The organism is Histidinibacterium aquaticum (genome assembly GCF_008710275.1).
GTDB lineage: Bacteria > Pseudomonadota > Alphaproteobacteria > Rhodobacterales > Rhodobacteraceae > Oceanicola > Oceanicola aquaticus.
Window position 1 is genome coordinate 14,765 of the sequence record NZ_VYQE01000009.1, and the last position, 18,420, is coordinate 33,184.

The 18,420-nt window shown below is 62.8% G+C and carries 24 protein-coding genes and 1 pseudogene; 13 read left to right on the forward strand and 12 right to left on the reverse strand.

Translation table 11 applies throughout. The annotated features are described in order from the left end of the window. Positions 1 to 98: 98 nt before the first annotated feature. The 6 genes from F3S47_RS18975 to F3S47_RS19000 all read left to right on the forward strand — a co-directional run bounded on the left by F3S47_RS18975 (position 99) and on the right by F3S47_RS19000 (position 3,573). On the forward strand, positions 99 to 665 hold the full coding sequence (locus F3S47_RS18975) for a hypothetical protein (RefSeq protein WP_150446893.1): 567 nt from the start codon (positions 99 to 101) through the stop codon (positions 663 to 665). Positions 666 to 703: 38 nt separating this feature from the next. Beyond that, the gene (locus F3S47_RS19765; protein ID WP_150446894.1) at positions 704 to 1,264 is read left to right on the forward strand and encodes an alpha/beta hydrolase; all 561 of its coding nucleotides are present in this window, start codon (positions 704 to 706) and stop codon (positions 1,262 to 1,264) included. 171 nt (positions 1,265 to 1,435) lie between these two features. Next, on the forward strand, positions 1,436 to 1,975 hold the full coding sequence (locus F3S47_RS18985) for a GNAT family N-acetyltransferase (protein WP_150446895.1): 540 nt from the start codon (positions 1,436 to 1,438) through the stop codon (positions 1,973 to 1,975). 20 nt (positions 1,976 to 1,995) lie between these two features. Next, complete coding sequence (locus tag F3S47_RS18990) at positions 1,996 to 2,175, forward strand: hypothetical protein (protein WP_150446896.1); 180 nt, start codon at positions 1,996 to 1,998, stop codon at positions 2,173 to 2,175. A gap of 61 nt (positions 2,176 to 2,236) precedes the next feature. Next, on the forward strand, positions 2,237 to 2,641 hold the full coding sequence (locus tag F3S47_RS18995) for a trimeric intracellular cation channel family protein (RefSeq protein WP_223877888.1): 405 nt from the start codon (positions 2,237 to 2,239) through the stop codon (positions 2,639 to 2,641). 185 nt (positions 2,642 to 2,826) lie between these two features. After that, positions 2,827 to 3,573: a sulfite exporter TauE/SafE family protein gene (locus F3S47_RS19000; RefSeq protein ID WP_150446897.1), complete on the forward strand. Its 747-nt coding sequence runs from the start codon at positions 2,827 to 2,829 to the stop codon at positions 3,571 to 3,573. Positions 3,574 to 3,594: 21 nt separating this feature from the next. Here the strand turns inward: F3S47_RS19000 and F3S47_RS19005 are convergent, their stop codons facing one another. The 4 genes from F3S47_RS19005 to F3S47_RS19015 all read right to left on the reverse strand — a co-directional run bounded on the left by F3S47_RS19005 (position 3,595) and on the right by F3S47_RS19015 (position 5,881). Further along, positions 3,595 to 4,242, reverse strand: coding sequence for a 5-formyltetrahydrofolate cyclo-ligase (locus tag F3S47_RS19005; RefSeq protein ID WP_150446898.1), 648 nt, complete (start codon positions 4,240 to 4,242; stop codon positions 3,595 to 3,597). Next, positions 4,239 to 4,358, reverse strand: coding sequence for a chlorhexidine efflux transporter (locus F3S47_RS19770; protein WP_396280133.1), 120 nt, complete (start codon positions 4,356 to 4,358; stop codon positions 4,239 to 4,241). The genes F3S47_RS19005 and F3S47_RS19770 overlap by 4 nt, the downstream gene beginning before the upstream one ends. Continuing rightward, entirely contained in the window at positions 4,343 to 4,669 is a 327-nt protein-coding gene (locus F3S47_RS19010; protein WP_396280134.1) for a chlorhexidine efflux transporter, read from the reverse strand. Before F3S47_RS19010 ends, F3S47_RS19770 begins: the two co-directional genes overlap by 16 nt. 114 nt (positions 4,670 to 4,783) lie before the next feature. After that, positions 4,784 to 5,881 (reverse strand): HPP family protein, encoded by a 1,098-nt coding sequence (locus F3S47_RS19015; protein WP_150446899.1) that lies wholly within the window; start codon positions 5,879 to 5,881, stop codon positions 4,784 to 4,786. 230 nt (positions 5,882 to 6,111) lie between these two features. On the opposite strand from F3S47_RS19015, the gene F3S47_RS19020 reads away from it, so the two are divergent. The 3 genes from F3S47_RS19020 to F3S47_RS19030 all read left to right on the forward strand — a co-directional run bounded on the left by F3S47_RS19020 (position 6,112) and on the right by F3S47_RS19030 (position 7,618). Beyond that, a complete protein-coding gene (locus F3S47_RS19020) occupies positions 6,112 to 6,804 on the forward strand; it encodes a FadR/GntR family transcriptional regulator (RefSeq protein ID WP_150446900.1) in 693 nt (230 codons plus the stop codon). 68 nt (positions 6,805 to 6,872) lie between these two features. Further along, positions 6,873 to 7,085 carry a hypervirulence associated TUDOR domain-containing protein gene (locus tag F3S47_RS19025; RefSeq protein ID WP_150446901.1) on the forward strand — a complete coding sequence of 71 codons (213 nt, stop codon included), beginning with the start codon at positions 6,873 to 6,875 and terminating at the stop codon, positions 7,083 to 7,085. Continuing rightward, positions 7,082 to 7,618 carry a DUF488 domain-containing protein gene (locus tag F3S47_RS19030; protein WP_150446902.1) on the forward strand — a complete coding sequence of 179 codons (537 nt, stop codon included), beginning with the start codon at positions 7,082 to 7,084 and terminating at the stop codon, positions 7,616 to 7,618. Before F3S47_RS19025 ends, F3S47_RS19030 begins: the two co-directional genes overlap by 4 nt. A 40-nt stretch (positions 7,619 to 7,658) precedes the next feature. Here the strand turns inward: F3S47_RS19030 and copM are convergent, their stop codons facing one another. Genes copM through F3S47_RS19045 form a run of 3 tightly spaced genes read right to left on the reverse strand, consistent with a single transcriptional unit; the run spans position 7,659 to position 9,885 of the window. Continuing rightward, positions 7,659 to 9,122, reverse strand: a complete 1,464-nt coding sequence (gene copM / locus F3S47_RS19035) for a CopM family metallochaperone (protein WP_150446903.1) — start codon at positions 9,120 to 9,122, stop codon at positions 7,659 to 7,661. A 31-nt stretch (positions 9,123 to 9,153) separates the two neighbouring features. Continuing rightward, complete coding sequence (locus F3S47_RS19040; protein ID WP_150446904.1) at positions 9,154 to 9,453, reverse strand: DUF6522 family protein; 300 nt, start codon at positions 9,451 to 9,453, stop codon at positions 9,154 to 9,156. 12 nt (positions 9,454 to 9,465) lie between these two features. After that, on the reverse strand, positions 9,466 to 9,885 hold the full coding sequence (locus tag F3S47_RS19045; protein WP_150446905.1) for an Rrf2 family transcriptional regulator: 420 nt from the start codon (positions 9,883 to 9,885) through the stop codon (positions 9,466 to 9,468). 138 nt (positions 9,886 to 10,023) lie between these two features. Here F3S47_RS19045 and F3S47_RS19050 point away from each other — a divergent pair, with 138 nt between their 5' ends. The 3 genes from F3S47_RS19050 to F3S47_RS19060 all read left to right on the forward strand — a co-directional run bounded on the left by F3S47_RS19050 (position 10,024) and on the right by F3S47_RS19060 (position 12,108). Then, complete coding sequence (locus tag F3S47_RS19050; protein WP_223877889.1) at positions 10,024 to 10,431, forward strand: group III truncated hemoglobin; 408 nt, start codon at positions 10,024 to 10,026, stop codon at positions 10,429 to 10,431. 1,011 nt (positions 10,432 to 11,442) lie between these two features. After that, positions 11,443 to 11,646: a hypothetical protein gene (locus F3S47_RS19055; protein WP_150446906.1), complete on the forward strand. Its 204-nt coding sequence runs from the start codon at positions 11,443 to 11,445 to the stop codon at positions 11,644 to 11,646. A gap of 33 nt (positions 11,647 to 11,679) precedes the next feature. Further along, on the forward strand, positions 11,680 to 12,108 hold the full coding sequence (locus tag F3S47_RS19060) for an ATP-binding protein (protein ID WP_396280135.1): 429 nt from the start codon (positions 11,680 to 11,682) through the stop codon (positions 12,106 to 12,108). Positions 12,109 to 12,817: 709 nt separating this feature from the next. Here F3S47_RS19060 and F3S47_RS19070 read toward each other — a convergent pair. From F3S47_RS19070 to F3S47_RS19080, 3 genes are all read right to left on the reverse strand, one after another. Next, entirely contained in the window at positions 12,818 to 14,035 is a 1,218-nt protein-coding gene (locus F3S47_RS19070) for an NAD(P)/FAD-dependent oxidoreductase (RefSeq protein WP_150446907.1), read from the reverse strand. A gap of 245 nt (positions 14,036 to 14,280) precedes the next feature. Continuing rightward, a complete protein-coding gene (locus F3S47_RS19075) occupies positions 14,281 to 14,649 on the reverse strand; it encodes an SPW repeat domain-containing protein (protein ID WP_150446908.1) in 369 nt (122 codons plus the stop codon). Between the two features lie 21 nt (positions 14,650 to 14,670). Continuing rightward, complete coding sequence (locus F3S47_RS19080) at positions 14,671 to 14,916, reverse strand: EF-hand domain-containing protein (protein ID WP_150446909.1); 246 nt, start codon at positions 14,914 to 14,916, stop codon at positions 14,671 to 14,673. A 459-nt stretch (positions 14,917 to 15,375) separates the two neighbouring features. On the opposite strand from F3S47_RS19080, the gene F3S47_RS19085 reads away from it, so the two are divergent. After that, positions 15,376 to 16,173 carry a Crp/Fnr family transcriptional regulator gene (locus F3S47_RS19085; protein ID WP_150446910.1) on the forward strand — a complete coding sequence of 266 codons (798 nt, stop codon included), beginning with the start codon at positions 15,376 to 15,378 and terminating at the stop codon, positions 16,171 to 16,173. 1,073 nt (positions 16,174 to 17,246) lie between these two features. Here F3S47_RS19085 and F3S47_RS19090 read toward each other — a convergent pair. Both F3S47_RS19090 and F3S47_RS19095 read right to left on the reverse strand, forming a co-directional pair. Beyond that, the gene (locus F3S47_RS19090; RefSeq protein WP_150446911.1) at positions 17,247 to 18,206 is read right to left on the reverse strand and encodes a lysylphosphatidylglycerol synthase transmembrane domain-containing protein; all 960 of its coding nucleotides are present in this window, start codon (positions 18,204 to 18,206) and stop codon (positions 17,247 to 17,249) included. Between the two features lie 104 nt (positions 18,207 to 18,310). After that, positions 18,311 to 18,420: pseudogene (locus F3S47_RS19095) on the reverse strand (IS5/IS1182 family transposase); the annotation flags it as partial.

Here is an 18,420-nt window from a genome sequence, read left to right on the forward strand (position 1 = left end):
AGTTCGCCGTGAATGCCATTGAGGACGATCAATGTGTCGACCGCGGTTGCATGCTCGACTGAGTGCTGGGTTCGGGTGGGAGAGGCGAGGAGACGGCCATGCCCTATGTTCAAGGGGACCACGTCATCAAGGAGGCTGTGGCCGTCTTCGACGCCCCCGACGATCTGTTCGCCGCCATCGACGCGATCCGCAATGCCGGGTTCTCCCGTGCCGATATCAGTGTCCTGGCCGACGAGAAGGCGATCGAGGCGAAGCTGCACGATGCTTTCTGGAAGGCCGAGGAGCTTGAGGACAACCCGGAGGCGCCCCGCCGCGCCTACATATCGGAAGAAGCCTTCGGTGCCGCCGAAGGGGCACTGATCGGTGCGCCACTCTACGTGGGCGCCTTCATCGCGCTCGGCGCCATCGCGGCCCCCGCCTTGCCCCTCTCTGCGGCGGTCGCAGCCCTGGTGGTGGGCGGCGGCGCAGGCGCGGGGTTGGGTGCCTTGTTGGCAAAGCGCGTCGGTGACCGCCATGCCGAGTACCTGAAGAACCAGGTCCGCCACGGCGGCCTGATCCTATGGGTCCGCACAGACAGCGACGAGAAGGAGAAGAAGGCACTGGCGGTTCTGAACGGGCTTTCCGCGCACGACGTGCACCTGAACGATTGGGTGCCTGACTCCTGACGCAGTGGGCTTGCTCGGAACGAGAGGTGGGCAGCGGCATGCGAGGCGACATTCTGTTTATACACGGTTGGTGGGTCGGAGGCTGGATCTGGTCGGGGGTCGCGGATCAATTCGCAGCAGCGGGCCTTCGGACCCATATCATCGACCTTCCAGGCCCTGGGACCGGCAGCTCAGGGTTCGACGATCACTTGTCCCATGCCGTGAGGGTTGCTCGGAAGATCGGCAATCCAATACTCATCGGGCATAGTGCCGGCGGCCTCCTCGCAATGAAGATGTGCGAGACGCTGACTCCGCCCGCATGTATCGCGATCACGCCGGCACTACCTGCCGGAGTAGTGCCACGGCCGGATTGGCTGCTTCTGCGATTCCTGGCGACCGCGATGCCGTCCATGCTGGTCGGGCGCAGCTTCTTCCCGCGCGGCCTGCTCCCTCAGCTCGGCATCGACCGTTTGTCTCCCATGGAGAGGGAAACGGTCCTACAGCGAATGGAGCCCATCTCGGGGGCGCAGGTCCGCTCGGTCTTGCCGGGCCTGGTGCGCGTGCCCCCCCAGCATTGGTCTCCCCGAGGCTCTGCATCGGCGCGGCGGAGGATCGACTGACGCCAGCCAGGCTGACCCGAGAGATCGCGCAACGGTATCGCATGACCTACCGCGAGTATCCGGACGCCGGTCACTTTCTCTTGCTCAACCCCCAAGAGTCCAGATGACGGCCGACACGATAACCTGGATCACCGACCTTGTAGGCGGTCGTCCGCAGAAGGTGGGGCGTTCGTGAAGATACTCAGCGGCTTGGACGGATGTGAGCAAGCCATCATTGAGCTGGTCACCGCGACTTTCGCCGCGTCGGAAGGGGCCGACGAGGGGGCGCTGATTGGCGAGGTTGTGCGAGACTTGCTCGCAGACACGGCCCAAACAGACATCCATGTGTTCCGCGCTGAGATCGAGGGCCATGTGGTGGGTGTGGCCATCATCACCAGGCTCACCTACCCGGACGACCCGCGCCACGTCGTGTTGCTTTCTCCAATGGCAGTGGCGACCGGGCACCAAAGGCAGGGGATCGGGCAGGCTCAGTTGGTTCACGCGCTGGCCGCGCTTCGGTCTGAACGAGCGGAGGTCGCTCTCACCTACGGCGATCCGGACTACTACCGCCAGGTCGGATTTGCGCCGATCACCGAGGACCAGGCGCGTGCGCCCCTCCCGCTCAGCTTTCCTCATGGCTGGCTGGGGCAATCCCTGACGGAAGACGTGATGCCCACCATTCGTGGATCATCCGTCTGTGCCTCCGCCTTGAACCGGGTCGACGTATGGTAAGTCGACCCCCGTGCGCGACCATGATTGGCCTGCTCTCGAACGCGCAGTTCTGGGCCGTGACAGACCACCAGCCGCTATGGGTTTCGCCATTCGATTTCCTGCGGGTCCTGGTACCCGTCACGATCGGTAACGTTCTGGGTGGAGGGGCGCTGGTCGCGCTCATCTACTGGTTCGTCTACCTCCAGCCGGCACGCGACTGATGTCGGGTGCCAGTGATTTCGGAGGTTGCATGCATCCGACCTTCTGTCGCGGCCTGAAGACATGACCGAAGCCCTGCAAGGGTATATGTTCTACGAGATCGCCGCGCTTCTGGCTCTCGCGGCAGGCTTGGTGCTGGATGCGCTCGGGCTCGGGGTCTTCGCGGTCAGCGGCAGCCAGAAATCACTCCTTTTCGGCCTCGACCCGCTACCTGCGATCCTTCTCTGGGTCCTTACGGCCGTAGGGGGTGGTGCCGTGCGGGATCTTCTTGTCGCCGAAATCCCGCGTGTCCTTCGCGAGGAGGTCTATGCCCTTGCCGCGATGGTCGGCGCTGTCATCGTCGTGGCTGGTGCCGCGCTCGGTCTGCCCGAAACCTGGACCGCCGCAGCCGGTGTGGTGGCCGCCTTCGGCATCCTTGTGATCAGCGTCTGGCGTTGCTGGCGTGCTCCACGTGCACCGGGATCGTGACAGATCAAAGATGGCAGCTGCCGCTTAGAGACTGAACGCAAACCGATTGTGTCGGTCATGGACGTGAAGCCGTCGTGTTCGGTGGAGGCAGCTGCGCTCTCCACCGCGGACATTTTGCACGGACCAATTTGTAGACCAAGGGGACTGGAGCATAGAGACACTGCAACCAGTGCAGGGATGTCTACATGTTTTCCATCGTCGTACTCGTCGTCGCTGGCCTGCTTGCCGGCATGATCAATGCCATTGCCGGTGGCGGCACGCTTCTCAGCTTCCCGGCGCTGGTCTGGCTTGGTGTCCCACCGATCATGGCGAATGCGACAGCGACGATGACTGCCTTGCCGGGGTATATCGGGAGCGCCTGGGCCTACCGGCGCGATATTCGTGCGGAGGGAAGCCTTCGACTGAGCAGCATCATCCTGATTGCGGCGCTCGGTGGGCTGGCAGGGGCCGCGCTTCTCCTGATCACCCCGGGCGACGCATTCGTGGGGATCGTGCCGTGGCTTTTGCTGACGGCGACACTGCTCTTCGCGACTGGTCCCCGGTTCGTAACCATGGTTCGGGAAAAAGGACTGACGATCAGGCCAGGTCTCTCCGCCGCCGCCATCTTCCTCGTCGCCGGCTACGGCGGCTACTTCAATGGCGGATTGGGGATCATGCTTCTGGCAGTGTTCGGCCTGATCGGGTTCCAGAACCTGCATGGCATGAACGGCCTGAAGAACCTGCTCTCCGCCGTGCTTTCGCTGGTCTCCGTAACGACCTATGCGACTGCCGGCCTGATCGCCTGGGAGTCCGCCGCGATCCTGGCTCTTGCGACGACACTGGGAGGATACATCGGGGCTCGGCAAGCGCGACGAATAAGGAACACCGAATACCTTCGCCTCCTCATCGTTGGCATCGGTGTTGTCCTGACGGTAGTGTTCTTTGCGATCTGAGAGATGGAACACGCAAAGCGGCTATCGCTTCAGCTGCGTCCCATCCGACAGCAGCACTTCCGTCATGGGGATGTCCCACGGCATCGGGTAGATGGTCGGCAGGCGACATTCCGCGAACCCGACGCCGATGGTCCGGGGACGCGGCTCCAACTGTGAGAGCGTCCGGTCGTAATACCCCCCGCCGTTCCCGAGGCGGTAGAGGTCCGCGTCGACGCCGACGAGGGGCGCAATGACGATGTCGGGCACACATGTCTCGCCATCGGCGGGCTCGAGAATGTTCCAGTAGCCCCGGGTCATCCGGCAATTCGGGGACCAGGTGCGAAACTCGAGCGGCGCCTGTTCCTCGACCACCACCGGAAGCAGCACCCGAGCCCCGGCAGCGTCGGCAGCGCGCATCCACGGGCGCAAGTCCGGCTCGCCCCGGATGGGCCAATAGACGGCGACGGATAGGCCGGCCTCGAAGGTGACGATCCGGGCCAGACCGTCGATCAGGGCCTCCGTTGCCCTCTCTCGCTCTTGGGTGGACAAGGCACGCGCCGCAACAAGCCGCGCCCGCTCAGCGCGGCGGAATCGCGCGACATCCCGCGCTGTATCCGGATCGATCGGGTGCCCGTCGACCAGAAGGTGAGCAAAGCAGGGAGACGCGCCTCCGCTTTCGTTTTCCATCATGCGGATGCCCGACCAGTCCGTTGTGGCGGGAATAGGGTATCGTAGCCCCATGTGAAAACGAAGGCATAAACCATGTAGAAGGTCGCGAAGGAGAACTCCATCACCAGCGCGGCCACCAGCGAGACATCGAGCCACCACGCGAAGAGGGGCAGCAAAAGGACCAGTAGGGAGCCTCGAAGCCCACGGCATGAACGACCCGGAGAGGCAGGGTCTTGCGAACGTCGCCGCGCCGCCAGTTCAACAGATGATCGAAGCCCAGATTGAAGAGGTAGTTCCAGGCTGTCGCGGCCGTGGCGCCGAGCACCACGAGTATGCCCATGTCACCCATCGGATGATCGAAGGCCCAGGCAAAGAGGGGCGTGACGATCAGGATGCCGATGAGCTCGAAGCTGACGGCCTGACGGATACGGTCGTGGGTGCTGCGCATGGAGGGGCTCCGAATGTTCTTCGGGCCGTCCCGCGTGTTGATCGTCTGGCCGGGCAAGGTCGTCCTCGCCTGCTGCAATGATGCGCACCCACTTCCGGCTTTTCAACCCGAGCCTCATGCCGCCGATCGCTCTTCCGCCCCATGAAGCAGCAAGCGGATGATGTCGGAGCGAGTGAGGATGCCGACGAGACGCGCGCCTCGTGTCACCGGAACGACCTCGCTTCCCTGTGCCGCAAGTCGGCCAAGCAAAGCCCCGACGGGCAGGTCATGAGGCGCGGCGCGGTCGGCGGGACGCATCACTTCTGAGACGCGGCGCGCAGAGCGGTGTCGTTGGGTCATGGGACGGTCCTGGGCTGCCATGGCCTCGAGGAGATCGGCCTGAAGAACGAGGCCATGCAATGTCATGTCACTACTCACGACAGGGAGGCTTTTGATGGCGTGCGTGCGGAAGAGATGCGCAGCCTCCGGGAGCGGCGTGTCGGGGCGCGCGGTGATGAGACCGGTCGTCATGATATCTGCGCAGGTTGTTCCGTCGAAGCGATGCCGTGCCGCTGCGCTTTCGGCTGCGGCCAACAGGCGGCCAAGGTCTGCCACGCCAAGGTTTGTGGACTGGTTGTACCGGTCGAGCAGCTCGGTCAGTTGTCCGGTCGACAGTCCCAGCCGCTCCACAGGCTCTTTGGTCTCCACCGTTTCGGGCTGCCTGAATGGGTAAACGCGCCCCGTCGCCCTGTTGTAGGCGATGGCGGCGATGACCAGCGTCCCGGTGGTCAGACCGACGGGCAGAACGGCAAAAAGCGGTCCCGCCTCCAAGGCCTCGGTCGGCTCGAGGGCGGTCAGCAAGGCGACGGCGCCGCCGGGCGGATGCAGGGCGCGGACGAACATCATGGCACTGATCGCTGCGCCGACAGCAATGCCGACCGACCAGGGTCCGGGCACGAGCTGGACCACGAGAAGTGCAACCAGCGCAGCCGTCACGTTGCCGACGATCGCGGACCAGGGCTGCGCAAGAGGTGAGTTCGGCACGCAGAAGACAAGTACCGCAGTCGCTCCGAGGGGGGCGACAAGGTACAGGGAAGAAGTGTCGAAGGCGGCACCGACGCTTGCCAGCAATGCGCAGAGGCTGATCCCGATCAGTGCACCGAGTCCGGCCCGCAACTGTTCGCGACCCTGGAATGCCGGCAGAGCCGGGTAGAGATGCTGCCACACACGCATAGTGAAGACCCCTTGGTCTGCCCGAAGAACAGGCAATCTCGACGCCTATGCCCCGTGGGTGAGCAGAATGTGAATGGCCATGAAAGGTCAAAAGGACGCTCGTCCTGTGTCGGACCGGCTGTCGAGACCGAGATTTTGCCAGAACGCTCATCCCCGAAACGGAGTGTGCAGGTGCTCCCCCTTGCGGCCTTGGATGTGGCCTTAATATTGGTCTGGAGCGGAGTGGCTGCATGCGAACAGACAAACAGACGGCGAAAGCGCGTCTTTGGGCCGTCCTTGAGGAACGAGCCCCAGCGTCGGGAGATCGCCTGCCGCCGGAGCGCGTGCTCAAGGATCTGGTAGGATGTAGCCGGGAGACCCTGCGCGCAGCATTGTCCGCGCTCGAGGCGGAGGGCGAGGTCTGGCGGCACGTCGGACAGGGGACGTTCCGTGGCCGGGCGCCATTGGGTCGCCCGGTGAAAGACACGCTCTTGCTGGAGGCGACAACTCCGGCGGACCTGATGGATGCGCGGCGGCTTCTCGAACCGCAGGTCGCCTCGGCCGCGGCGGCGCGGCGCACGCCCGAGGACCTCAGCCTTCTGCGCCTCCGTGTGGCGGAGGGCCGAAAGTCACGCGATCGCGCGGCCAGCGAGCGGGCGGATGACGCCTTTCACCAGTCGATCGCCCAGGTCGCACGCAACCCACTTCTGATTGCTCTTCTGCGCCACTTCTCGAGCGCCCGGTGCCGGGCTGTGTGGCAACGGGAATGGGATCGCACCTATCGCCGGATCGGCGTCGAAGAGTTCACCAGGGTGCATTGCGATCACCATGAGCATGTCGTTGACGCCATCGAGGCCGGCGACGGCCGAGCTGCACATCGTGCGATGGCCCGGCATCTCGAGGCCGTCAGCATCGAGATGGGTGTCAGGGATCACAAGCCGTAAATTCTCGCGGGACCGGTCCGGAACGGCGCGAGCGACGGGAGTGTTGACCGGATCAAGGAGGCATGCCCATGGCGGAATATTCAGATTGCGATCGCGTGAGCTGGAACTCCGAAGCCGGGCGCGTCAGCGGCCGGATCGTGCAGGTCCACGAGGCGGACTTCGACTACAAGGGTCACCGTCGACACGCCTCGAAGGAGGAGCCGCAATACGAGATCGAGAGCGACAAGAACGATCACATCGCGGCTCACAAGGAGATCACGTTGACCAAGCTCGACCGATGAGCGGCAGCTTCGCGACCATCGGCCATTCGAACCGGTCGCCGAGGACCGTCATCGAGATGCTGCGAGAGGCCCGGGCGCAGCTCATGATCGACGTGCGGTCGTTCCCGAAGTCCCGCAGCAATCCCGACTTCAACGACAACCGGTTCCCGCAGATGCTGGCCGATTTCCAGATCGGCTACCGTCACATGCCCGCTCTTGGGGGACGCCGCCCGAAGCAACCCGGGATTGACGACCGCCTGAACGCCTTCTGGAGGGTCCGGAGCTTTCACAACTATGCGGACTACGCACTCGGCCCCGACTTCCAGCGCGCTCGGGCGGAACTGGTCGAGCTTGGTCAGCGCCAGTGCGTGGCGATGATGTGCTCCGAGGCCGTCTGGTGGCGATGCCATCGGAGGATCATCACCGGCTGGCTCCTGCTCCATGGCCATGCAGTGCGGCATCTGATGGCGCCAGGCCGGATCGATATGGCCGAGCCGACTGACGGCGCTCAGTTGCGCGAGGACGGCGCCGTCATCTATCCCTCTGCCGCATGACGCCGGTGCCGCATCGGGACGCGGCACCGGAGGGAATGCATCAGGTATCGGGTACCTCGATGCCGCGCTCCCGGAGCCAGGCGCGCATCGCGTCGATTTCCTGCTGCTGCTCGGCGATGATGTGGCGGGCGAGCTCGCTGTTCTCCGGGTCGGAGCCGACGGCGAGCTGGATGCGGGCCATGTCGATGGCGCCCTGGTGGTGCGGGATCATTCCGAGGACGAAGGCGACGTCCGGGTCCTCGTGCTCGAGGCCGGCAATCATCTCGTCGTGCATCCCCATCATCGACTGTGCGTAGGCCTCGGCCACGGAGGCGTCGCCGAGGTCGGCCGGTGCGGTCTCCGGGACATCGTCGGCGTCGCGCATCGTGGCCACGACCTGCGGCCCGTGCGGATGCTCGACCGAGTAGGAGTGCGTGGCCATCTCGCTGTTCTCCGCGCGGATCTCGGCCATGGTCTGGGTGTCGGTGCCGTAGAAGGCGGCATGCAGACCCCAGTAGGCCGTGACGAAGGTCAGGAGCGCAGCGGTCAATCCGATCGGCACGCCGATCAGCGCACGCCTGATCCAGGACCAGAAGTGCAACTCGCGGGTGTGATCGACCGCGATGACGATGATGATCGCCATGATGAGGGCATGCCCGATCAGGTCGACCCGGCCGAACGGGTAGACCGCGGTGATGAAGATCACGAGCAGCGCGAGGGCGGAGAGCCGGCGGACGAGCGGCGTGGCGAGCAGGCCGAAGCCCATGGTGAACTCCGCGACACCTGCCATCGGGATGAACATATCCCGCGGGATGCCGAAGGTCAGGAAGGGCTTCTCCGCGACGAGCGGGTAGAACCACTCCGGGTAAGCGAACTTCTCGAGGCTCGACCACATCAGCGCGATGGCGACGCCCCAGCGCAGCACCTCGAACCGATGCTTGCGCCAGTCTTCCCGGCCCGAGGACTCGAGCACCAGGTAGGCGGCCACGGCGACGCCGAGGGCGAGGTAGTCGAGCAGGTGGAACGGGTCGTAGTCCCGCAGCGCCAGTACCCAGAGGAAGATGATCCCGGCGGCGGAGAGCGGCATAGTCTTGCGCGAGACGATACCGGCTGCGATCAGGAGTTGAACCCAGCTGACCCACTCGGCCGGTGTCTTGAGATCCGGGGTCAGGTAGATGCCACCTACCGAGAAGATCGCGACAAAGAAGCCGGCGACCACGATGCGGACGAAGTCGTCGAGCCGGAGCCAGAGCGGGTTCGTGGCGCGGTCCATCGCGTCAAGCGTCGCTTCGCCGGCCGCCGTGCGTTCGACGAGCCGCGTGGCGATGAAGAACACCAACACCAGCGCGATTCCGGTCCAGAACCATGGGTCCGTCAGGGTCCGGGTGATCGGTGCGGGGGCCGCGTCGACGATGTAGGGCGCGAACCACTTCACGTGGGCGGAGCCCGCGGTCGGGGCAAGGAGAGCCGATACCGCGGCAAGGCTGCCGAGGATCGGGCGGAAAGAGGCGAGTTGAGCGGGCATTGATGCCTCGTTTCGTGAGTAGGTCATTGGTTCAGGTTTCGTCACTGAAGGTGGACAGATCGATCGGCCCCGCCTTTGGGGCGTGGGCTGCGAAGGTGGCACGGGAAAGAACCTCTCCGGTCTGGTCGACGACGAGGCGCAGAGCCCGGCCGCCGTGAAAGAAAGTCAGGCGCCAGCGGCCCGCATCTTCATCGACACCAGTCTCGCAACGACTGGTGATCTCGCCGGCACGGAGCCTTGCCGGGATCTCGGCAGGCGGAAGGTCGAAGGCTGTGCCGACGATCTCGGCGTCGACCACGAACCCCTCGGTCGTGAAGGATACTGCTCCCATGTGGCACTCCTTTCAGGCCAGCGCCGGAACAGGGGCCGGCAGGGCGACATCGGCCAGCGTCGAGCGATCGAGCTCGGCCAGGAAGGCGGCCTCCGCCGCGCAGAGCTTGGCCTTCAGGCGGCAGACAGGTGTGACGGAGCAGGCACCGTCCGGCGCGAAGCACTCGACCAGCGCCTGATCCTGCTCGAGGAGCCGCACGAGGTCTCCAAGTCCGATTTCGCTGGCGGGACGTGCGAGCATCGCACCGCCGCCGGCGCCGCGGCGCGTGGCAACGAAGCCGTGCCTGGCGAGACGCTGAATGACCTTGGTGAGGTGGTTGCGGGAGATCCCGAACTCCTCGGCGATCTCGGCCGTCGAGAAAGCGCGCTCCGGCGCGCTCGCCATCCGCATGAGGGCACGGAGGCCGAAATCGGTGAAGCTGGTCAGGCGCATGTTGCGGCCTCGCTATAAATCGGCATTTATAATACCCATTACAGTCCTCATCCTGCCCTCGCAACAGTCACCCAGGCCAGATCCGCCATGTCCCACTTGCAAGCCTCCCTACCGCCAATCCGCTCCGCGCGGCCGGCCATGACCCAAGAGATGATGGAACGCACCGGTCTTGGTGAAGCGGTGCTCACCGAGCTGGTTCACGGCTTCTACGGCAAGGTGCGCGTCGATCCGGTGCTCGGTCCGATCTTCGCGGAACGGATCAGCGACTGGGAGCCGCATCTCGCGAAGATGGTCGACTTCTGGTCGTCGGTCGCCCTGATGACCGGGCGCTACCACGGCGCTCCCGTCCCGAAGCACGCGGGACTACCCGTGACCTGGGAGCACTTCGAACGCTGGCTCGATCTGTTTCGGGAGACGGCAGGCGAGGTCTGCACGCCCGAGGGGGCTCTGCATGTCATCGAGCGGGCGGAGCGCATTGCGCGCTCGCTGCACATCGCCAGCCAGGATGCGCAGGTGCGGGAGGGGGCTGTACCGACCCTGAAGTGAAGAGGCAGGTTGCCTATCGACGACCTGCCTGCCTCTATTTCAGTCGTCCCAAGTGGAACCCGAGACCAGGTAAGGGTCCGATAGTCCCCGCCTTTCTCGGATCGTTGCGATGGGCCGGGGGTAGCGTGGTTCGGCGGCGCGCTTGTTGCGCCGGCACAAAGAACGTCACGTCGGGGAGAGCAATCTGTCGGCACGGTCAAGGGAGATCTCGAGCGCCACATGCGTTGTCGGAAGGCGACAACCGAAATAGCCTACGCTGGGTGATCGATCGGACGCATTCGCCGCTGTCTCTACTGATTTCAGAGCAGGAAAGTATCTGAGTGCACCACCCTTCCATCGAGCTGTGCTAGTGTACAGCAAGGAGGATAGAAGCAGGAAAGCACTAGATGGAGGGGAGCGGCGCCTTCTCATGATCGAGTTCGAACGTGTGATATTCATCGACTTCTAAGCGAGCTCCCTGAATGCCGACAGCTGGCCGATCGAGGTTGGCCTGGCATGGCTGGACGGCAGAGGTGTGAAGACTTGGAGCTCGCTGATCGGGCCTGAGGAACGCTGGCAGATGTCGGCCTGGTCGGATCGCAGCGAGCAAGTTCACAGGATCTCGCGAGAGAAGCTGGAGGACGCGCCTGCCGCGTTTGATGTGGCCAAAGAACTAATCACGAGGGCGGGGGATGGGATCCTCATCTCCGATGCACCAAAAAGTGGATCAGAGATGGCTCGATCGGTTGCTAGAGGTAGTTCCTGCCGACGAGCGTCCGAGACTCCTGATCGCCGGAAGACACCGTGGTGATGGACCCGCGAGTGCACACGCAGGCGTATCTGAGACATCGCTCAGTGCACCGAGATGCCGCTACGCATCAAGCCGCTGCAGATGCCCGTCTTCTCGCGCTGGCGCTTGAGTATGCGCTCACCGTCGGTCGCAAGGGTAAGAAGGCGGGTTAGCGGTGGACAGAAGCACCCCCTCTTAGGGGTGCAGCTGTCTACCGAGGGGAGACACGGGAGACTGAGATCATGGCTGATACTCCGAATGCTGATCTCTATGACGAGCAACAGCTGCAGTACTATTATGATGCCGATCGACTTACGCTCGACCAGGTGCGCGACCTGCAGGGACTTGATGACAGCGAGGTCGAGCGGCTCAAAAAGCAAGACGACGTCATGCGACGGCAGCGTGGCGGCCAGCTCGAGTTTCCTGCACTCCAGTTCGACCCATGACGACGACGCGTTCATCCGGCAACCAGCGAAATCATGAAGAACCGGCCGCCGAACTGGTCCTCACTTCGGGTGCTGATCTGGCTGATGCAGCCGCATCGGAGCTTCGATGCGACACCTGCCGAGATGCTGGGCCATGCTGATCAGGAGGTCATCGACGAGCTCGGCTATCTGCCCTTCGAGCTGGACGCAGCACATCTGTTCTTCCAGCTGGTCAGTCGTCGGTATGAGCGCGGAGCACTACTCGTCACCTCGAACAGGGCGATCGGCGAATGGGGAAGCGTCTTCGGCGACGCTGTCGTCGCGACCGCGATCCTCGACCGGCTGCTCCACCACAGCCACGTCATAACCATCCGGGGCGAGAGCTACCGGTTGCGCGAGAAGCGCCGGAGCGGCCTTTTGCAAAAGGCCGCTCCGGCGCACCAAACCATCAACACATCAAATAGCGAGGGGGTCAGTTCTTAGTGTCGCCAGGGGGTCAGTCCCTGATGGCGCTGGACACCAGAACTGCACTGGGAACATCTATGAAGATCGTCACCACCGAAACCGTCGAGGGCAGGAGCATTCCGTCATCAGCTTCGTCGAAGCAAACAGCACGCGCGGTGCGAGTGCGATGCGGCCGGGATCCGGGAGTTCATCGGCGGCCGCTCGAAGGGCTACCGCGGGCTCCTTACCGGGCCGATGGAAGATGCCTAAATAGTGCATAGAAAGAAGGCGAAAGCCTCGGGGCTGATGCCGTCGTCGGCGTCCAGACGCAGGTCACAAACCTCAGGGATCGCACAATGATCGCGATTCAGGCGATCGGCTCTGCCGTAACGCTCGGAGCGAGGATGATGGGGCGGACGCGCTTTCTCCCTCGATCTCGTGGTCTGATGACCCAACACCTACCTTGCATCGAGTTTCAGCCCGTTTCGGTTATGTCAGACGGTCGATCACCAAATCCGCAGCTTGAGTTCATGACGATACGAAAAAGATATGTGTGTTCCGTCCTGTCCTGGCGCAATCTTAATCGAAAACCGAAAGATTTCGGTGATCGGATAAGGAGTTAGCCCACTGAGTGACCTTCGCAGAACCGTTGTGCTCGATAGGTCCTCATTATCGCACATAGCGGATTTCTTCCCTGCCGCGTTTCGAGACAGCGTCGCCAGGTCGATGCCTGTGCTCCTGGCTGGAGCTACGAACTGAAGGATACTTCCCCGTATTCCTCCGGCAGCGGGTTCCCGGACGCGACGTGTGCGCCAAGACGTCCAAGTTCGTCGGCGCATTTGGCACCTGCACCGTTGCCTGCTGTCAAAGCCATGATGTGGTCGGTCTGGTGATAGATGAACGGCATGCCTGTGGGAGAATACGAGGTGGCGCAGCTCCCAGTCGTGACAGTTCGAACATCAAGCCCAGGAATCAGGCGCAGAAGCTGCTTTGCGAGGAAGGCACCTGCGGATGGGTTGCCGCTCCCACGGAACCATTCTCGGAGCTCTTCGTGCGTTTCGATTTGTATGTCTTCGGGGTCGCCTCCGATCTTGAGGTAGCTCTTACCATCCGGGTAACGGACAGGCGGGAGTATATAGGGTTCGCAAGAACCGTCGGGGGCGACGTAGACGATCGATGGCATCCCTTCGAGGCGGCGACACTCCTCCGGACCGATCTCGACGAACGCGACCGTTCGGGCTAGAACCTTCATAGGCAGCGGATCGGGGAGGAGGCCCTCAGCTTTCGAGAATGCGCCGCACGCGACAATGACCTTACCGCCAGACCAGGTCGTACCGTCCTTGCATTTGACGGCGACACCTCTGGCGTCTTCCATGATATCGAGGGCTTCAGATCGATGGAGGATCGCTCCGCCCGAAACGGCAGCGTTGATTTCCGCCCGTACATGCAGACGCGGGTTGATCCAGCCAGCACCATCGAGCTCGTATAGTGCGGTGACGCCAGTCGGGAACGAAAGATAAGGGAAGTGCGCCGCAAGTGCCTCTCCACGCAGCTCAACATGCGGGATGGCATGGTCCTTTGCGACTTGCTTGGTCTTCGCGATGAAATCGCTGCCTACTCCACTCTCGGGCCCCGCCATCATGGCCCCCACCGGCGTCAGAAATGCCTGCCTACCTTTGTGCTCGATCTCAGGGTAGCGGCGAATGGCTGCGTCAGCGAAGCGTGACCAAACAGGGTCTTCGTCTAATCGCCGAGTTATCCGGGCTTGATCGTAGTGGCTGGCAAACACTCCTTGGTGGCATTGCTTTTCAGATGGTTCGTCGGGACCAATTAGTGCGACCTTCGAACCCATCTCCACGAGATGTCGTGCAGCGGCGCTGCCCATCATGCCCACACCGACGACGATGACATCGAATCCAGACCTGGCATCGGTCACGCCCGTACCCAATTGCGTTAGGACTTCCATGCCGCAATGCTGCGGCTTTCGGCGGCCGGTCGCAACTGATCTGGATATTTCCTTCGACCGCCAAAGCTGGCACCGCGTACGGTAGCTCTCTTAGGCCAACACAAGAAACGAGCACGGGCTTCGCGCCCGTGCTCTCGCTGTCGTGAAACGACTACGTCATGAAAACCGGCACGGCCAAGAGGCGTTTCGATCGCTCGGCAGCGACCGTTCTGGTCAGGGGGCCGGGCTGACCGGCCCCCTGCTTCTCAGTGGTGAGAAATCCGCTGATCGTCGTTCGGCAGGACCCACTCACCCAAGACCGCCAGTCCCAAGACCACGCCGGATACGACTGCGTTGAAGACAGACGTGCCGACAGAAGCGAAGCCGAAGAGCCACGGCGAGATGATCAAGACGATTGCCAGGATAATCCCGGCCCCGAGTTGCCAGGCCGCTAGTTCAAGCCAACCGAGAAGCAGCAAGGCCAGTGTGAGCGCACCGGCCATTATGAAGGCCGTGCCCCCTGGTATCAGTGCGGACGCGCCTTCCGCAGGAGTGTAGGGTAGCAGGAACGGTGATGCGATCAGCCAGACGCCGACGATCCCGATGAGCCATTCCTGCCAATCCAGCTTGTCCATGAGCTTTCTCCTGGCGTTGGCTTACTCGGTATCCACGGCGACCAAGGTGCCGTCGTCGATGCCAGCGGTCATTTCGTCCGCATCGAGCATGCCGTCAGAGTTCGCATCGAGTGTCGCGAACTCGTCCTCGGTCAGTTCGGGGTACACGATCTGAAGTTCTTCAAGGGACGCCATTCCGTCTCCGTCGGTATCCACCTCTTCCATCTGAGCGACGGCGGGGATGGCAACGATGGTGGCGAGAAGAGCGCCAAGTGCCACTCGTCTCATTTCGATCTCCATAACAAGTCTGCGGGCGGACTATTCGCCCTGAGCTGAGATCGGTTTCGCACGAATGGGTTTCAAGACCTTCCAGATAGAAAATGTACGGAAAAACAATGAGTTAAATCAGAAAAATATGTCACCCTATGCTTCGCAGGTGGGCGCTGCGGAGCTTCACCGAAGGCCAGCCAACCAAGCAGACGTCAGTTGGTGGCGACGAGATTGGAAGGCTCTTGCGGTAATGCAATAGATCGTTTGGCGCATCCCTGCTTGACCAAGCGACGAGCTAAAAGCGGGCGCTGCTCGGGCGGATATTCGACGGAGCGTGTGGATCAAGGACTGGCCCATGGTTTCTGTGACCCAAGTCAATGTCGGGCGTCATCGCCTATGCTATGGGGAGCTCGAGGCAATCGAGTGGGCGTCATCCGGCCCGGCGTGTAGCGTGGCCCGGGGATATGTGAGGCCGACATGCTGATTGATACCAAGGCTGCCCCGAAGCCCTCACTACCTTGCCTGAAATTCCTGGAGCATCGCCTCGGAATTTGTGGTCCGATCGATGCAGAGGCAGTCCGTGCCCTTGCCAGCCGAGCACGTGTTGCACGCTTTTTTCGCGGTGCGACGATCTTCGCGCAGGGCGGTCCCTCCGACCGGATCGGGATTATCGGGTCTGGGGTCGTCAAGGTAGTCTACCTGTCGTCCGACGGGACAGAACACGTGCTGAGCCTGCTCTCCCCGGGAGATGTCGTAGGTGAATTGACCGCCGAATACCGGATGTCTTTCGAGGCAGCCACCGATGTTACCTTGTGCTTGATGGAGCGCGATAGCTTTGAAGTTCTTCTGTCAGCGCACGGTTCGCTGCTTGCCGGATACCTGGCTACAATCTCGGCACAGCTGCAGAAGGAACGTCTTTGGGCATCTTCAATGCGAAGCAAGGGGTCGTTGCAGCGCGTGGCGGAATGGCTGCTGTCTCAGGCCCCGGAGGCTCGCGATCTGCCTGAGACGGTCATCCATATCTGGCTCTCGCGGCGAGACCTCGCCTCCATGCTCGATATGACGTCAGAAACGCTGTGCCGCACGCTCCAGGCGATCAAGAAATCAAACGCGATCCGCATGCTGGCCCCAGACCAGGTCGCGATCCTCGACCGAAAGAGGCTGCGAGCAATCGCGGATGGTGTGCGGGTTGATGCTGCGGGTGGCCGAAAGTTGGACCTGACCTCCAACACTCATCGTCAGCATCGCCAGCCTGGCGAGCAGCCAATCAGCTAATCAAGGCATTTACGATGGGCGGTCCTAGGGTAACGAGGTGGAGACCCACGAAACGAATGGCGGCTCGACCCATCGTTGGTTCTGAGCGGTCCGGAGCAAGAAGCGAGTTTCCAGCAACGAGGATCGCGGTTCCAACTTTATGAGCCGTTTCCATGGGTCTTCAGTCCTTTGTCGCGCCCCCGCGTCGCGAGGAGAACCGGCATCGGACAGGGCGGTTCCGGTCGGGCCTCGGAAAATGTCCATGGTGGATGAAAAAAGCCCTCGACCGGTCAGCCGAGGGCAGTAATCGGGAAGTTTGCGGATTCCAGGGGAATCCGCCCGATGTGTGGGCACACTAGCGTGTGTCTCCTTTGCGCTGTCAATAAACCACGACACTCATTGGCAGCTTGCCACTGCCTCACATCGCGAGTGCCGGGACATCCTCGGGCTCAGGGTCGAGCTCGTAGCGATCCATCTCGTGTGCGATGTCCACGGTCTTGTCGACGAAGGTGGCCTCCAGGTCAGGAGATCCGGCGTGTCATCCCGTTCTGGCTGACGAAGCAGTATCCGGCCTCGGAAGTCCCCGTCACGACCGCGCTCGGGTGCACGTTCGATGGTGACGTCTCCTTTGCAGACTAGAGCAACGGCGAAGCATCGCTCCTGAGAGAGAGCCTCGATGGTCGACACATACTCCCGCATCGCATGGGACTTCACACCGACGAGGATGCCGGAGAACCGCCTGGTCTTTGAGTGATCGATTTCTAGGGTGCGGCCGGGCGTCGGGCAGTCGTTGCCGATCCGACCCCGCATGGAGGCGATCCTTGGGACCACGTCGCAGTCGTGTCGTAAGCTGAGAAGACGGGGGTCTTCCGATCCTTTGGGGAAGACGTCGCCTGGGCTGCCGAAGGTCACGCCGTCGTAGCGGATGCCCGAGTTCTCACGGTGCTCCTGAAGGTAGATCGCAGCCATAGCATTGCGGATCAAAGAGGAGATTTGACTTCACCACATTCAAGTCGGTTTTGACACTCAGGCTTGAAAAAGGATCGCTTGGCGCCCGTCATTGGGCTTCCTAGAGCTTCGCCTTGGCGAGCCCTTCAGTTTTCCTTGGGACCTGCGCCGGGGCGGTAAATGGACCAAACCAAAACCATCAGGCCGGGCAGAGCGGCGAGGAAGACGACGACCCCGAAGATCACGCTTGCGCTGAGCCCATCGGCCGCGGTGAAGCCGATAAGGGTGAAGACCGCCACCGCCGTGCCCTCTCGATAGCCCCATCCGGCCACAGAGAGAGGGATGAGCATCGCGAAGAGGATCAAGGGCACAGCGAGGATGGCGTCGGATAGGCCGATCACCGTACCGGTGGCGCGGGCGGCGAAAACGAATGTAGCGATGTTGGCCACTACGATGGCGACGCTGAGACTGACCTGCGCCGAGGCCGTAAGCCGCCCGGACCAGCAGTGCCGGATCGCCGTGGCGAAACGCAGCATGAAAGTCGGCAGACTGCGCCCGAGGACCGCACGAAACGGGGTGAATGAGATCAGGAGAAGCGCCACGACGGCGAGGACGACCAGTGCGGCAGTGCCTTGAAAAAGCGGCCGACCCGATACGGCGAGACCGAGAACCAAGACCGCGCCGAGGGCGATCTGTCCCGCCATCCGCTCGATCAGGACGGATTGGGCCGCCGGTTCCAGCCCCCCGCCACTGCGGCTGCGAACCGCTCGCCATGCATCGCCAAGCACGCCGCCGGGCACGGTAGTGTTTACAAGGCTGGACAGGAAGTACTCCGCCACCGCCCGCTGCTCCGAAATCGCCAGCCCAAGTCGCTGAGCGGTCAGCCTCCAACGGATCGCGCTGAGCACCGTCTGGGCCGCGCAGGCGGCCAGCGCCGCGGCGATCCAGCCCCATGTGGCTCCGCGGAGCTGCGCAATCACTTCCTCGGCTCCAACCGCGGAGATGACGGCAGTGATGATCGCCAAGGGCACGGCGATATGCAGCGCACGCCAGGCGATACCTGTGACGCCTGGTCGGACAGGGCGTGAAGGAAACGGATTACCCACGAACTTGAAGTCGGTCTAGGCCGAGGTATTTCAAGTCAGGAATGTGGACCAAGCGGGCGGTCAGGTGCGCGCGGGGTCTGGCGGTCCAAGCCTAGGTTCAGGATTCATAACCAGTAGATGACGAGTGCTGCTAGGGCGATGGCGGAGAGGAAGACCTTGGGGCAGCGATCATAGCGCGTCGCCACCCGCCGCCAGTCTTTGAGCCTGCCGAACA

Bases quoted from the DNA above. Each gene is read 5' to 3' on its own strand.
- F3S47_RS18975 (WP_150446893.1), top strand. From the start codon at position 99: ATGCCCTATGTTCAAGGGGACCACGTCATCAAGGAGGCTGTGGCCGTC.
- F3S47_RS19765 (WP_150446894.1), top strand. From the start codon at position 704: ATGCGAGGCGACATTCTGTTTATACACGGTTGGTGGGTCGGAGGCTGG.
- F3S47_RS18990 (WP_150446896.1), top strand. From the start codon at position 1,996: ATGATTGGCCTGCTCTCGAACGCGCAGTTCTGGGCCGTGACAGACCAC.
- F3S47_RS18995 (WP_223877888.1), top strand. From the start codon at position 2,237: ATGACCGAAGCCCTGCAAGGGTATATGTTCTACGAGATCGCCGCGCTT.
- F3S47_RS19000 (WP_150446897.1), top strand. From the start codon at position 2,827: ATGTTTTCCATCGTCGTACTCGTCGTCGCTGGCCTGCTTGCCGGCATG.
- F3S47_RS19005 (WP_150446898.1), bottom strand. From the start codon at position 4,242: ATGATGGAAAACGAAAGCGGAGGCGCGTCTCCCTGCTTTGCTCACCTT.
- F3S47_RS19010 (WP_396280134.1), bottom strand. From the start codon at position 4,669: ATGCGCAGCACCCACGACCGTATCCGTCAGGCCGTCAGCTTCGAGCTC.
- F3S47_RS19015 (WP_150446899.1), bottom strand. From the start codon at position 5,881: ATGCGTGTGTGGCAGCATCTCTACCCGGCTCTGCCGGCATTCCAGGGT.
- F3S47_RS19020 (WP_150446900.1), top strand. From the start codon at position 6,112: ATGCGAACAGACAAACAGACGGCGAAAGCGCGTCTTTGGGCCGTCCTT.
- F3S47_RS19025 (WP_150446901.1), top strand. From the start codon at position 6,873: ATGGCGGAATATTCAGATTGCGATCGCGTGAGCTGGAACTCCGAAGCC.
- F3S47_RS19030 (WP_150446902.1), top strand. From the start codon at position 7,082: ATGAGCGGCAGCTTCGCGACCATCGGCCATTCGAACCGGTCGCCGAGG.
- copM (WP_150446903.1), bottom strand. From the start codon at position 9,122: ATGCCCGCTCAACTCGCCTCTTTCCGCCCGATCCTCGGCAGCCTTGCC.
- F3S47_RS19040 (WP_150446904.1), bottom strand. From the start codon at position 9,453: ATGGGAGCAGTATCCTTCACGACCGAGGGGTTCGTGGTCGACGCCGAG.
- F3S47_RS19045 (WP_150446905.1), bottom strand. From the start codon at position 9,885: ATGCGCCTGACCAGCTTCACCGATTTCGGCCTCCGTGCCCTCATGCGG.
- F3S47_RS19050 (WP_223877889.1), top strand. From the start codon at position 10,024: ATGACCCAAGAGATGATGGAACGCACCGGTCTTGGTGAAGCGGTGCTC.
- F3S47_RS19055 (WP_150446906.1), top strand. From the start codon at position 11,443: ATGGCTGATACTCCGAATGCTGATCTCTATGACGAGCAACAGCTGCAG.
- F3S47_RS19060 (WP_396280135.1), top strand. From the start codon at position 11,680: ATGAAGAACCGGCCGCCGAACTGGTCCTCACTTCGGGTGCTGATCTGG.
- F3S47_RS19070 (WP_150446907.1), bottom strand. From the start codon at position 14,035: ATGGAAGTCCTAACGCAATTGGGTACGGGCGTGACCGATGCCAGGTCT.
- F3S47_RS19075 (WP_150446908.1), bottom strand. From the start codon at position 14,649: ATGGACAAGCTGGATTGGCAGGAATGGCTCATCGGGATCGTCGGCGTC.
- F3S47_RS19080 (WP_150446909.1), bottom strand. From the start codon at position 14,916: ATGAGACGAGTGGCACTTGGCGCTCTTCTCGCCACCATCGTTGCCATC.
- F3S47_RS19085 (WP_150446910.1), top strand. From the start codon at position 15,376: ATGCTGATTGATACCAAGGCTGCCCCGAAGCCCTCACTACCTTGCCTG.